Source organism: Staphylococcus sp. GDY8P47P (genome assembly GCF_016892225.1).
In the GTDB taxonomy this organism is placed as follows: domain Bacteria; phylum Bacillota; class Bacilli; order Staphylococcales; family Staphylococcaceae; genus Staphylococcus; species Staphylococcus borealis.
In genome coordinates, this window is the sequence record NZ_JAFENV010000017.1 from 156,835 (window position 1) to 171,489 (window position 14,655).

Annotated in this window: 12 protein-coding genes; 4 read left to right on the top strand and 8 right to left on the bottom strand. The window is 33.6% G+C overall.

Going from position 1 to position 14,655, the window contains the following annotated elements; all coding sequences use genetic code 11:
• Positions 1-108: 108 nt before the first annotated feature.
• A complete protein-coding gene (locus tag JVV30_RS07710) occupies positions 109-1,836 on the bottom strand; it encodes an ABC transporter ATP-binding protein (protein WP_204193940.1) in 1,728 nt (575 codons plus the stop codon).
• A gap of 140 nt (positions 1,837-1,976) precedes the next feature.
• Here JVV30_RS07710 and pbp4 point away from each other — a divergent pair, with 140 nt between their 5' ends.
• Positions 1,977-3,269 carry a penicillin-binding protein PBP4 gene (gene pbp4 / locus JVV30_RS07715; protein ID WP_204193941.1) on the top strand — a complete coding sequence of 431 codons (1,293 nt, stop codon included), beginning with the start codon at positions 1,977-1,979 and terminating at the stop codon, positions 3,267-3,269.
• A gap of 274 nt (positions 3,270-3,543) precedes the next feature.
• Here the strand turns inward: pbp4 and tagD are convergent, their stop codons facing one another.
• From tagD to JVV30_RS07735, 4 genes are all read right to left on the bottom strand, one after another.
• A complete protein-coding gene (gene tagD / locus JVV30_RS07720) occupies positions 3,544-3,942 on the bottom strand; it encodes a glycerol-3-phosphate cytidylyltransferase (protein ID WP_016930898.1) in 399 nt (132 codons plus the stop codon).
• 99 nt (positions 3,943-4,041) lie between these two features.
• Positions 4,042-5,106 (bottom strand): glycosyltransferase family 2 protein, encoded by a 1,065-nt coding sequence (locus JVV30_RS07725; RefSeq protein ID WP_204193942.1) that lies wholly within the window; start codon positions 5,104-5,106, stop codon positions 4,042-4,044.
• Positions 5,103-6,191, bottom strand: coding sequence for a teichoic acid glycerol-phosphate primase TarB (tarB, locus tag JVV30_RS07730; protein WP_049426489.1), 1,089 nt, complete (start codon positions 6,189-6,191; stop codon positions 5,103-5,105). The genes JVV30_RS07725 and tarB overlap by 4 nt, the downstream gene beginning before the upstream one ends.
• A 110-nt stretch (positions 6,192-6,301) precedes the next feature.
• Positions 6,302-7,114 (bottom strand): ABC transporter permease, encoded by an 813-nt coding sequence (locus JVV30_RS07735; protein WP_049426488.1) that lies wholly within the window; start codon positions 7,112-7,114, stop codon positions 6,302-6,304.
• Between the two features lie 324 nt (positions 7,115-7,438).
• Between JVV30_RS07735 and tagH the strand changes: the two genes are divergently transcribed.
• A complete protein-coding gene (tagH, locus tag JVV30_RS07740; RefSeq protein ID WP_049426487.1) occupies positions 7,439-8,233 on the top strand; it encodes a teichoic acids export ABC transporter ATP-binding subunit TagH in 795 nt (264 codons plus the stop codon).
• A gap of 229 nt (positions 8,234-8,462) precedes the next feature.
• Here the strand turns inward: tagH and tarA are convergent, their stop codons facing one another.
• Entirely contained in the window at positions 8,463-9,227 is a 765-nt protein-coding gene (gene tarA, locus JVV30_RS07745) for an N-acetylglucosaminyldiphosphoundecaprenol N-acetyl-beta-D-mannosaminyltransferase TarA (protein WP_049426486.1), read from the bottom strand.
• Between the two features lie 205 nt (positions 9,228-9,432).
• Between tarA and JVV30_RS07750 the strand changes: the two genes are divergently transcribed.
• The gene (locus JVV30_RS07750; protein WP_070854511.1) at positions 9,433-10,176 is read left to right on the top strand and encodes a M50 family metallopeptidase; all 744 of its coding nucleotides are present in this window, start codon (positions 9,433-9,435) and stop codon (positions 10,174-10,176) included.
• A gap of 67 nt (positions 10,177-10,243) precedes the next feature.
• Here the strand turns inward: JVV30_RS07750 and JVV30_RS07755 are convergent, their stop codons facing one another.
• Entirely contained in the window at positions 10,244-10,891 is a 648-nt protein-coding gene (locus tag JVV30_RS07755; protein ID WP_053030796.1) for a metal-dependent transcriptional regulator, read from the bottom strand.
• Between the two features lie 329 nt (positions 10,892-11,220).
• On the bottom strand, positions 11,221-13,263 hold the full coding sequence (locus JVV30_RS07760) for a cation:proton antiporter (RefSeq protein WP_053030699.1): 2,043 nt from the start codon (positions 13,261-13,263) through the stop codon (positions 11,221-11,223).
• A 417-nt stretch (positions 13,264-13,680) separates the two neighbouring features.
• Here JVV30_RS07760 and JVV30_RS07765 point away from each other — a divergent pair, with 417 nt between their 5' ends.
• Positions 13,681-14,586, top strand: a complete 906-nt coding sequence (locus tag JVV30_RS07765) for a phosphatase PAP2 family protein (protein WP_070854512.1) — start codon at positions 13,681-13,683, stop codon at positions 14,584-14,586.
• Positions 14,587-14,655: the final 69 nt, after the last annotated feature.

The window sequence follows — 14,655 nt, forward strand, 5'->3', positions numbered from 1 at the left end:
ATTATTCCACAATCGCCTTCATAACTCAAAGCATATCTATTATTTCATGTTTACTTATTTAAAAAAGTAGCTGGAACTATTATCAGTCCCAACTACACACACCGCGCATTATTCAGTTAGGTTTTGCGTTGTAACAAATTGATGATATTTGTCATGGTTACGCATTAATTCAATATGCGTACCTTCTCCTGTCACTTTACCTTGATCTAAGAAAATGATTTTTCCCGCTTTTTTAATAGTTGAAAGACGGTGGGCAATAACTATCGTTGTTCTGCCTTCCATGAGAACTTCTAATGCCTCTTGGATTTTTTGTTCACTCTCACTATCTAAATTTGCAGTCGCTTCGTCTAATAATAAAACATCAGGATTCTTCACGAAACTACGTGCAATATCAATACGTTGTCTTTGGCCACCCGATAATTTCAGTCCTCGTTCTCCTACTAACGTGTCATAGCCATCATCAAACTGCATGATGAAGTCATGACAATTCGCTAATTTAGCATATTTAATCAATTCTTCATCTGATACTTCTCGATTAATACCATATAGAATATTGTCACGTATTGTACCGCTCATCATAGAATTCGATTGCATGACATAACCAATCTTATTACGCCAATTTGTGATAGGTACATCATAAATACTTTGGGTGCCATACTTAATATCTCCAGATTCAATGTCATACATACGTTCAATCAGGTTGAATATTGTACTTTTACCTGAACCTGATGGCCCAACAAATGCACTGACCTCGCCTTGAGGAATACGGAAAGATACATTGCTAAGAATAGTTTTGATATCATATTTGAAATCAACATTTTCAAATGACAATTCGCCATCGTTGATTGAAATATGATCTATAGGTTGTAAATCTTCCATTGGTTCAATAGGTTCTTGCATAATTTCAAAGATCCTACTACTTGCACCCACTGCCTTTTTATAGTCTGTAACTAATGTTGAAAGATTCATTAATGGCATTGATAATTGCATCACATAAAAAATCATTGCAATGAGTGCACCCGCTGTAATAGCACCAGTTGCTATTCTTATCGCACCGAAACCTAAGATAACTGCAATCATTAGTAACATAATTACACTTGAAATAGGTTGAATCACTGCAGTAATTTTAGCTTGACGCAGACCCAAATTATAAATTTCACGTAAGTTACTATGCGCATTGTTTAACTCTTGTTTCTCTGTATTCGATACTTTAACTAATCGCATTTCAGTTAACACACGTCCTAATAACCCACTAAAGTTCGCAATTTCAGTTTGTGTATTCATTGATATCTTTTGCATTTTACGTCCTAGTGGAATCATGATCGCCATAAATATCGGAATAGCAATAAATGTTAATAATGTCATTTGCCAATCCATAATAAATAGCATGACGATTGACCCAATGAGCGTTATAACTGCTGGTAGTAATTGTGGCAATTTCTGTGAAATAAATTCATTAATAACCTTTGTATCGTCTGTCAAACGACTCATTAGCTGTCCGCTTTCATTCTTATCAAAAAATGGCATCTTTAATTTAATGATATGTCCCCATAATATGGATCGAATATCATAAATCATTTTTTTACCAATTTTACTTAGTAAATAAATACCTATACCACTTAATAGTGCATTGGCAATAAATATACCTGCAAATAATAGAACGATATTCCAATTAATACTACTTGTAGAGAATTTATCAACCAGCCGTCCGGTAAATAGCGGAATTAACAGACCACTAATACTCCCTAGCGAAGAAATTATGATAGCCGCGATAATTAGTCCATATGGCCACGACAAACGTTTAAATAAGAAAAATAATGGATTTTGTCCTTTCATAAATTAGCCCTCTTTTAATATTCATTTTAAAAATTTAATTATCTCATTTTCCAAGTATAAAGCTTTAGCAAAAAAATTCATATAAACATACTTATATGATAAAATATTTTAGTTGAAATTTTGAAAAAGGAAAGATAAGAATGAAACGACGCTTTACAATGATATTGGTTGCATTGTTAACCATTGCTATTATAGCACCTAAAACATATGCTTCCGAATATGAGCCAACACCTACCGAAATTGCTAGACAATATGGTTACCCAAATGTAACAGATGCCTATCAACCTGAGGGTAGTATTAATGTTAGTCAAACCGGGCAAATTTTATATGACTATCAATCTAACCAAAAATGGTACCCTGCTTCAATGACGAAGTTAATGACCATGTATTTAACACTCGAAGCCATCAATAAAGGGGAACTTTCTTTAAATGACAAAGTACATATTACGGATCAGCATTATCGTATGTCAACATTACCGGAATTAAGTAATACGAAATTATATCCTGGTGAAACTTATACCATTAGTGAGTTACTTCAAATTACAGTCTCTAACTCTAGTAATGCTGCTGCTTTAATTTTAGCTGATGAAGTTTCTGGAAATGTCAATGATTTTACAGATTTAATGAATAAGAAAGCCAAAGCGCTAGGTATGTCAAATACGCATTTCGTTAACCCAACAGGTGCCGAAAATTCACAATTAAAAGATTTTGCACCATCAAAATATAAAGATCAAGACAATTCCACTTCTACTGCAAAGGACTTCGCAATCCTAGATCATCATGTCATTAAAGAAACACCGAAAATACTACACTTCACTAAGCAACTTGCTCCAACACAACACGGTGTTACATACTATACATTTAACCATTCATTAGAAGGTGCCGATATGAGTTTGCCCGGTACTGACGGATTAAAAACAGGTTCAAGTGATGTTGCAGATTATAACCATACGATAACAACTAAACGTAAGCAATTCCGTATCAACCAAGTTATTATGGGCGTTGGAGATTACGTTAATTTAGGCGGTGAAAAACAGCGTAACATGATGGGTAATGCAATGATGAACCGTTCTTTTGATCAATATCGTTATAAAAACGTGCTTTCTAAAGGTACGCATAAAATAAACGGTAAAACATACTATGTCAAAGAAAATTTATACGATGTAGTGCCTAAAGACATGAATCAAAAAGATTACAAATTCATTATTAAAGATGGTAAGGTTCATCTTGATTATGATCGTCAATTTCTTACAAAGGACGATGGACCACCTAAAGTTGACGTAACGAAACCTTTATTACACAAAGCAAATACTATTGCTCAAACGACTTGGAAAGAACATCCAATTGTCACTTTTATAGCATTAGCGTTATTAGCAATTGCATGTATACTTATTGTACGTTCAATTATTCATTTATTATTTAAACGCAAATAGCATCAATTAAACGCATTTAGTTTGAGACAATGTCTCAGACTCAAGTGATACTCAAATCGATAACATAGCGCTGTTATACGACGCCTAGTGGAAATAAACTATATCTACTTTAAAATGACGCACAGAACAGAAATTAAAATACATTCATTGTCCGCTTCTAGCATGTTTTAAGCGCGATTTCAAATCAGATAGCTACTTCCAAATGATAAAGGAGGTTGAGACATTTTATCTTGTCTCAACCTCCTTTTAATAGGATTAAATCTCATATTCTTAATTATTTAGCATCTTTGCCATATAATTCTTGTTTAATTTTAGTTGTTGAAATACCTTCCGTACGTTTTAAGTATACAACTTCACATTTGTCTTTTAAGAAGTCAAATTCGCCTTCCCAGTCATGTCCCATTACAAAGACATCTACTTCAAAACGATCTACGTCAGTTTCTTTTTGTCCCCAATCATTCTCAGGAATGACTAAGTCAACATAACGAATTGATTCCAACATCATTTTGCGTTGCTCATAATCATAATATGATTTTTTATTCTTAATTTGATTGAATTCATCTGAAGATAAAGCGACAATTAAATAATCGCCCATTTCACGCGCTCTTCTTAATAATTCAATATGACCATAATGTAATAAGTCATAAGTGCCGTAAGTAATAACTCTTCTCATATAACGCTATCTCCTTAACATAATTTTTAACATTTTTTCATAACTTTAATTTAGCATAAATAAAATTTACATACCATTAATTATATAAGACATATTACACTATAGCTTTAAAAGGCGTTTGAGAGACTGTTTACTATTAAATGCAAATTTCTTAGGCATGACCTGTGCTTTGAATCGGAAATATCCAGGTCGTCCAATACCGACATCAATAAGTGTTTGACGCCACTTCTCATAAGTATCGCGCGTCCAATGCGTTGCAGCTTGCTCAACAGCTTGGATAATTCTAAACAACGCATCTCCAGAGTAATTGGTATGTTGCATATCCTTAATATAATGCGTAACTTTATCAATAAAGTTAGGTGTTACTCTACTATATTTTAATAAATAAGCTTGAATAAGATAACTCACGATTAAATCATCCATTCGATAACTATAGTAGGCTTTCTCATTTGTTAAAAGGAGTATCTCCATAACCCTTTGACGTACGCGTCTGGCATCTTCAATATAGGAGATAAACGTATCACCACGCTTATCAGTGACTGAACCTTCTTGCTCATTATATCCATATATTATCAGCGGTAATAATTGTATATCACGTGCAGTTAAATAAGCACGTGTAATAAAGGTATGTTCTTCACAGAACACAACATCTTCATCAAAGCGCAACGCACTAAATTTAGAATTGAATAGTTTTCCACCTGGCCCAATAGATTGCAAGATTTCAGGTGCTTGTGCTAATGATACTAATGCTTCACGATTCATTTCTTCATGTGTAGGTACAATTTTCCAGTCTCCATGAACGCCTCTTCCAATTTGCCCTATAACGATATCGACTTCTTGATTACGCTCATAATAATCAATCATTTTATCAAGTCTTCCCGGTAGAAACTGATCGTCTGCGTCTAAAAACATAAATGCTTCCACGTCATCAGACATTGCAGCTAATCCAAAGTTTCTACTTGCAGCTGCACCTTGATTATCTTGATTGTAAATCATGATATTTTTAACTTCTTTTTGCAATTGCGTAAGTTCATGCCTTGAATGATCTGTAGAGCCGTCATTCACACAAATAATCTCAACTTCATGCGTTGTATCAATCGATTTGATTGCCCTACGTATTGTATTTTCTGCATTATATACAGGAATTATGATAGCTATTTTCATTTTTCCACCATCTTTTCAATAAATTCTGTAACACGTTGAACGCTTGCTTCACTATTATATTTATGCCAATGTTTAAATAATGGTTCAAACAGCGCGACATCATTTTTAATTTTTACAATCAATTCTTCCTCAGTCGTTGCTTTATATCGTTGAGGAATGGCTTTATAAAATTGGTTTAAGCCACGAATTTTATCATATTTTTCTTCGTCATACACATAAAACAATGTCGGTTTATCTAGCAAACTTGCCTCAATAGGTAATGAACTATAATCGCTAATAATGATATCCGCCATAATCATCAATTCCTGAGTTGTCGCTACAGATTGACGTTGCGAAATTGATGGATGTAGTTGATTAATCAATGTGTACTCAGGCAAAGCTTGCTCAAATCGTTCAACATCTATGTGTCTATTATTTTCTGAACCTTCACGATACGTTGGAACATAGACAACTAACGTTTTATGAATATTATAAAGTTTTTTCAAACGTTCTTGCTCGGCCTTAAGATTGAATTTTAAATAGTGGGTTAAACGAGGTAAACCAAGTGGCAACATTTGTGATTCAGTAGCACCAAATGAGGCCTTAAAACATTCCCCCATCTCTTTTCCACCAACAAGATAATAATCTGTTGCATGATATACACGCTGGTATTGCTTAACCATTGTGTTGTTAGTTAAATCAACTTGATGATCGGTTAAACCGAAATTTTTTAGGGCACCTGATGCATGCCACGTTTGAATAATCGTTTGTGAGTGTTTCTTAGAATAACCACCTAGCATTAAATAATACGTATCAATGACAATGACTTTTGAACGACTCAACGCTCTGATATGTTTGACGATATGTTTATTTCCTGCAGGTATAAAAGTAATATGGTTAAGATGTTCTAGCCTATATTGTTCTTCAACCTTCGCAATCACAGTGATATTGTAACCCTTACTATCTAAGTCATTAATAATTGGCATGACATCTTCAGGGAACGTCATTAGAACAGTGATACGTTGTTTGTCTACGGATTTTCCTTTAAAAATGAAGTTCAATAATGCAATCATCAACATATATACTTTTTTTATAATTAGTCGCATACGTTTACCTCTCATATTTTCAATATAAAAATTATAAATCAAAACTACCCGATGTACTGAATATACAAAATCCTTGATAAACGCTTCTACATTTATCAAGGACTTTAAAATTATAAGAAATCTGCGAAATGATCACGATATCTACGATGTAAAATTGAACCTAATACGAAGAATATTAAAATAACGATAACGTTATATAGTAATAATTTCCAATGTTCAATAAAGTACCATTCGTGGAATAATATTGCAGCACGATATGATTCTGCCAAGAAATAGACTGGATTAAATTTAATGATTTCACCAATTGTTCCACCAATACCTGAATCTTTAGGCACCCATAGTATTGGAGACATATAGAATAGAATTCTTAGCAAGGCCTGCATAATCATTTGCGTATCACGTACAATAATGCCAAGCGTCGATGTGAATAATGCAACTGACGCCGTAAAGAAGAATGTAAGTGGTACGTAAATCAATAATTGTACAATATGAATCGAAGGGTAAATACCATTAACGATACAAATGCCAATGATAATTAACAATAATCCTATATGACCATAAAATCGGCTGGTTACCGTATACGTCGGTATAATAGAGAGCGGGAAGTTCATCTTTGCTACTTGATTAAATTTCATCGCTACCGATTTCGTTCCTTCTAAAATACCTTGATTGACGAAGAACCACATACTAATCCCTACTAGCAACCAATAAATAAAAGGTATACCGTGAACAGGCTGGTTACTTCTGATTCCCATACCAAATACGAACCAATAAACCATGATTTGTAATGCTGGATTCAGTAATTCCCATGCTACGCCAAGATAGTTATTCGTATTCGTTATTTTAATTTGAAATTGTGCAAGTCTTTGCACTAAGTAAAAATTCTTGATGTGTTCTTTAAAAACAGATCCTACTGCCGACATTGAAATTAACCACGCTTTCAATTAAATATATACAATGTATTAACGTATTTATTAATGATTCGGATAACTACATTATATATAACATTTTCTCAAAAGTTTAATATAATTATTACGTACGCATCATATTATTATATATTGTAAAGTAGATTACTATAAAATAAGATCATAACTATGGACTTCATTTTATAAAAAAAGTAAAATCTACTTATTGTTTACAAAAAGTTATACAAAATCTCTTATACACTTTACACTAGGTTAATAAATTTAACAACTATTGTATGATGTATTATAATCTATATAAGTATTGATAAGGAAGGAATTATCATGAGCGTATCTGTAAATATCAAAAATGTGACAAAAGAATATCGCATTTATCGCAATAATAAAGAACGCATTAAAGATGCCTTAATCCCTAAAAATAAAAATAATACATTTTTCGCTTTAGATGATGTCTCTATCACAGCACACGAAGGTGATGTCATCGGTTTAGTCGGCATCAACGGCTCAGGTAAATCTACATTAAGTAATATGATTGGTGGCTCAATCTCACCTACTTCAGGCAATATTGAACGCAACGGTGAAGTGAGTGTCATCGCAATCAATGCAGGCCTTAACGGTCGTTTGACTGGTGTGGAAAATATCGAATTTAAAATGTTATGTATGGGGTTCAAAAGAAAAGAAATTAAACAACTTATGCCTCAAGTAATAGAATTTAGTGAATTAGGCGAATTTATTCATCAACCTGTTAAAAATTATTCAAGTGGTATGCGTGCTAAATTAGGATTCTCAATTAACGTTACAATCAACCCTGATATTTTAGTTATTGATGAAGCATTATCCGTTGGGGACCAAACTTTCACACAAAAATGCTTAGACAAAATTTATGAATTCAAAGAAGCCAACAAAACGATATTCTTCGTTAGTCATAACATCCGTCAAGTTCGAGAGTTCTGTACTAAAATTGCTTGGATTGAAGGCGGAAAGCTCAAAGAGTACGGAGAATTAGAAGAGGTACTTCCTAAATATGAGCAATTCTTAAAAGACTTCAAGAAAAAATCAAAAGCCGATCAAAAAGCATTCAGAAAAGGTTTAGATGAAAAACGATTTATTGTTAAATAGCGATCATCAAGATAAAAATATGAAGAGGCTGGGACAAAATAAAATGTCTCAGCCTCTTCGTATTTTTGGCAGTAGCTGGTTGAACTGAGAAGGCGCTTGAATCAAACTTTTCTCAGTTCTAGTCATCCTTGCCAACAGGGGTCCGGCAAATAAAATGTTATTAAGAAATTCTCTTTGCTAAGCAAGCTAGAAGCGGGACAATGACTTCAAAAGTATTCTGCCCCACTCCTTATTTATTCTTCTTCATTCGTCGCTGTACTTTAAAAACTTTATACATAAATTTAGGAATACTACGCATACGCCCAATACGCTTCCAATCGATTAATAAGCGATATACCCATTCTATATTCAATTGAATAAATAGTTTAGGCGCTCTCTTCTTCGTGCCACTGTAAATTTCAAGTGAGCCACCTACACCCATCATTACAGTACTTTTAAAGGTATGTCGATGCTTTTGAATCCACTCTTCTTGTTTTGGAAAGCCCATCCCAACGAAAATATAATCCGGATTAAAACGTTGTATTCGTTTGATGACTGTCTCATCATTTAAGTCTATATAGCCATGATGATAATCAAATTGGACTTGCGGATATTTCTGCTGTAAATTATTGTGTGCCAGTGTGACTACTTCATGTTTAGCACCAAGTAAATATACCTTTTGATAATTCGTATGCGCAATCTTTAAACAATGTTCCATCAATTCGATACCTGGCACACGTCTTTTTAACGGCGTCCCTAATCGATTCGATGCCTTAATAACACCCGTACCATCTGGAACAACGTAATCCGCACTATTAATTAGCTGTCTATATGTACTATGCTCTGACGCATAATCAACGATTTCTGGATTAGCTGTCACGATAAACAAATTATCCTCAGTGTCTTGCGTGAAAAATGTTTTGACATGTTCAATCATATCTAGCATCGTTACATTGTCGAATTGAACACCTAAAATATCCACTTTAGTCGCTGTTATCTCTTTTTGATCATGCATTTAAGTAATCTCCTTACTGTCTAAACCATTTCATATGCATATAGTATATGAAAATAGAAACATAATAAATAATTATTTTTTCTTCTCAACACGTTTTCAACTGATATTCATGTTCTCTCTAAAAGATACATCTAAAGTCTAAACGCTAAATCATTAAATTTACTTTATAATCAATACTATAATCTTATACTTCACGAGGTCAATTATGGTCTATTTAGAACAATTTTTTACTACAACTATCAATTTAAATATATATTTAATCCTTATTATAGCAATGATCTATATAATGATTCATCAAAATAGACATCGCTCATTTAATCAGTATTTAGACGTTTATTTAAACTATATTCCTGTACTTACACATGAATTTGGTCATGTATTATTTAATAAAATCAGTGGCGGACGCGCAAAAGATTTGGTTATCGTTACCCGTCCATCTGAACGATTGCAAACGATGCAACAAGGTTATGCTATTACGCAATCCAAAGGGCGTATTGGACAATTCATTACAACACTAGGCGGCTATATCATGCCTCCATTGATGCTCTTAATCGGTCTAAGTGCTGCTTATTATGGTCATCCAAGTCTATTCTTAAGCGCTTATATCATTATTTTTATTTATTTTTTCATTCTAACATCACGCAAACTATCACCAATGATTGTATTAATCATATTCATCGCACTTTTATACTTTTTAGTGCAACACGACAATCAATTGCTATTTTATTATTTAGTCATTTTTATGTATCATCTGATTCTTGGCGTGTTATTAGGCGAAGTTTTACAATCAAGTTGGACAATATTTAAACTAACATTTCAACGCCCCATCCCGAGTTGGGATGGGCGTACCTTAACAGAAATCACACGTATACCCACGTTCATTTTCAGTACCTTATGGATAGCGTTTAACACGTTAGCAATATACGTTATGCTCATCTTCACACTTTAATTCAATTTAAACAAATCTCCACTAAAGCGGTATAACTGACCAATTTAGTGGAGATTCTATTATCTAATTAAACATGTTCTGCAAATATATTCATTGCGTTGTCATAGCTTAGTATCGTTACAATATCATTTCGTTTCACTATCATGACTTTATTCGTTTCATCTTTAGTTACTATTTCAACATCATTTCCTATTGAAATATCTTTGCTTGAAAGATAGACCAGGAGTTCAGTCTTATCACGTACACGTTTAATCGTCACTTTATCACCAGGCGCGAATGCTAATAAAGATATTGTAAATTTCTCTTCGAAATGTTGATTTCTTGGGATAATGCCACCATGTGGACATGTTTCAGGATAATCAAGTATCTTATCCAAACGTTCTACAAACAAATCTGAAATGCGATGTTCTAATATTTCCGCTTCTTGATGTACCTCTTCCCAAGTATATTGTAAAACCTCTATTAAAAATAACTCCAACAGACGGTGACGCTTAATGATATCTAACGTATGTTTCAACCCCTCATCTGAGAGCTTTACACCTTTATAGTGTTTCGTTTCAACATAACCAGCTTTTTCCAAACGTCCAACCATTTCACTAACTGAAGGAGGCTTTATATTTAAATACTGAGATAACTTTTTATTTGAGACAAAGGATGTATCTCCATCATTAGCTAATATTGCTTTCAGATAATCCTCTTTTTCTTCAGTTAACATCATTTCACCTCACCCATGCATTCACTTTATTGTATCATGAATTGCTAATGAATGTTATTCACGCTTATTTAAACAATCTGAAATTTTTAAATGCGATCCTGGACATACATTATATAATGATGCTACTTTGCACATTCCTAGTAGCTGACTGAACTGGGAAAAGACTTAAATCAAGCTTGTATCCCTTCTAGCCATCCTTGTGAGTGAGCCTTAGCAAAGAGAATTTCATCAAGACATTCCATAAGCTAAGCAATGTGGGAGTGACCACGAATTTATAAAGCATTCCGTCCCACTCCCACATCGCTATATCTTCAACAACCATGATTAAATTAGTCGGTTAAACTATCAACGATAACCATTTCATCATAGTTAATTGCTTCCCTTAACTTTAATGCTGTACTTTCAGTAATGTCGCCATCATCAGTTAAACTAGATAAAACACGACGTTGTTCTCTCAAAGCATTTAATTTAATCTTCGTAATTGAATCTTCTGCTCGTGTATTAAAGAAATTAGATGGCGATAAGTTATCGATTCTCATAAGATATCCGTCACAAATCATACCAACTTCTAATTTATTATCTTCATTCGCTTCATCTACTAAACGACTGACTACATTATAGTGAACAATCTTATTTATTTTAGATAGTTCCAATAAGTTATCCGTCACACTTAACGATGATGCGGCATTCGTACGCGTTCTTATACGACGTTTTAAAAGTAAAGCTCTTGCGCCAACAATCATTCGACGTATAAGTGAAGCTTGACGATATACTTGAGTTCGTTCAGCGTAACGCATATAGTTTTCTAATACGCTCGCTGTAATTTCACCATCATCGGCAAGTTGTTCTAACGTTTTCGTTTCAACTTTAAATGCTAAACTTTGTAATCGTTCAAGTTCTTTAGAGTTCTCGTCATCCTTTTCAACAGATTTCAAGAACGTTAATTTATCGTGATATTCTTTAATCACATTGCCATAGCGGTAACTTGTTTCAAACGATGAATGATGATTCAAGTAATCAATGACATGCTCAAGAATATAAATTCTTGCTTCTTTAAAATTCATACTTCCAATCTTCGCTTTAGGTGCACTCGCTGTTACAAACGGCAATACTACTTGTGCAACCACTAGACTGATAATAACCATACCTGAGGAAATAAATAGTAAATCATTACGATATGAGAATGCATGATGATCTGCTAAAAAATAAGGCAGTGTTAATGCGATTGCCAATGAAATGGTTCCATGAACACCACATAGCGTCATGATAAGGGCATACATACTTCGTTTAGGTGGTTTTTCTTTTTTCTTGTCTTCCCCTTCTTCATTCATTAATTTTTGGAAAGGACTGACAGATAAATAGAATAATGGATATAGCACATACACCCAAATAAATCTAAATAGATAGACTGCTAACGCAACCAAGGCCGTGATCACAACTAAGAACAATAAATTGTGTGGTTCTGTTTTTACAATATTCCCAATAACTTCTGGAACTAAAAATCCTAATATTGAAAAAACAAAACCATTCAATGCGTACCCTAGAATATTCCAAGTGTGGTTATAACTCATTTGAAGTCGTGTGCGTGTCTGAGCGATACGATCACGTTCAAAACCATGTACTAAACCCGCAACAACAGCGGCAATAATTCCTGACGCATGAAACATTTCAGCTACAAGATATGTAACAAATGGTGTCAATAATTGTAAGAATGTAAACATATTAATGTTCTCTATGCCACGTCTGGTAAGCGTTAAACGGAATCTAACGAGTGCAATACCAATAAGTAAACCAATAATTGCACCACCGATTGACGCAATCAGAAATTGTTGCACCGCTTCAAATAATGAAAATGTACCAGTAATTAGAACACCTACTGCAATTTTAAATGAAATGATACCTGCTGCATCATTAAGTAATGATTCACCTTCAAGTATAGTCATAGCACCTTTAGGTAGAACCTTACCTTTTGTAATTGCTTGCACAGCCACAGCATCCGTTGGACATAATATTGCAGCTACAGCAAATGCGGCACCTATAGGAAGTGTCGGCCAAATCCAATGAATAAACAGGCCTACACCAATTACAGTGGTAATAACGAGTCCTAATGCCATTAACATAACCGGTTTAATATAGCGACGTAAATGAGCTCTGGAAACGTTAACACCTTCCACAAACAGTAACGGTGCAATCGTTGCTACCATAAAGAGTTCAGAATCAAAGTTGAATTCTACAGGTACAGGTGTTAAAAAGAGGAGCATTCCTAAAGCAATTTGAATGAATGCCAGAGGCACTTTGGGTATAAAAGTATGAACAAAGGAGCTTATAATCACTACGGCTAGAAATATGAGAATCGTTTCAAATATTTCCAAACTTCCACCCCATTTTATACTTCATATTTAATTGGAGAAATAAGACTTGCCTAATATAAAAAATACGCTTTATGTCTATTTATATCTTTATAAGATACATCTTAAACTCACAATCGGTTAGTTATAATTTTACCATTAAAGTTACACTGAATTAACTAACTTGCATTCATTTTTAATCCATTTTTATTAAATTGATAACATTACAATCTACTTCTAACCATTCATTTGTTTGATCACTTATAACAATCACCTTTATAACAACTAAGACTTTCATTGAGATTTTAATAAAATTTTTACTATCCCCTAACATTGAATTAAACATTCATTACTATGCTTTAGTTAGAAATGTTCAAACTGAAATCATTTCGTTTTAAACAATCGGGTGCTTCAATTGAAAACCATTTAGGAGGATTATACATGACTATTTCAAAAAGACTTACTGCGACAGTATTAGGCATTTTACTCTTACTTATGTTGATTGCAACAGTCGCAGATCAACCGATATCAAATGCATTGATGAATCAAAATGATCTATTTGGCACACTCTTTCAAAATTATGGGTTATTCCCGCCTACGTTAGTACTCATTATTTCTGTGATTATATTAAATTATTATGTATTCACAACATTTAATCATCGATTTGCTAAGTTAATCATCTTCGTTATGACTTCTATATTCACACTAATTAAAACGAACGCACTAGTATCAGAAACTGTTCAATACATATTATCAACATCAAATAATATAAAGCACCATAAGCCTATGGGTATGGCAAATAATGAAGGAAATGCAGGTACCGCTTTACCCTTAGGTTTGAGTATGTTTATATCACTAATCATTTTATTAATCATCGCATTTGTTTGTTATTATTTTTGGTTAAAAAACACAAATACTGCTGAATTAACTAGATTATTTAAAGTGTCACTTATCAGCTTTATCGTACTATTTATCGGCTTAGAACTTGTTGGCAATATGAAAGAATTATGGGGACGTGTCAGACCATATGAACTTAGCGACAAAGGGGCACATTTTACCAATTGGCTTACCATAAATGGCAATACAGGGCATAGTTCATTCCCATCAGGGCATACGGGTAATGGTGCCTTTCTCATGTTTCTAGCTTTCTATTTCCATAAGCTTCGCTCACGAAAAATCATGTTCGCAATTGGTCTATTTTATAGTGTATTAATGGCATTAAGCCGAATTCGAATCGGTGCGCATTTTACTAGCGATGTAACCATGAGTTTAATCATTATGTTTGGTCTTATGGTGATGGCAGACGTTCTTCTTCATAAGATAACTTCAAATACTAATCAGCAATAATGTGGCATGTATGACGGATGTATCATCATCGATTCAATTGCTACGTTCTAAATTAGAAATAACTACAGT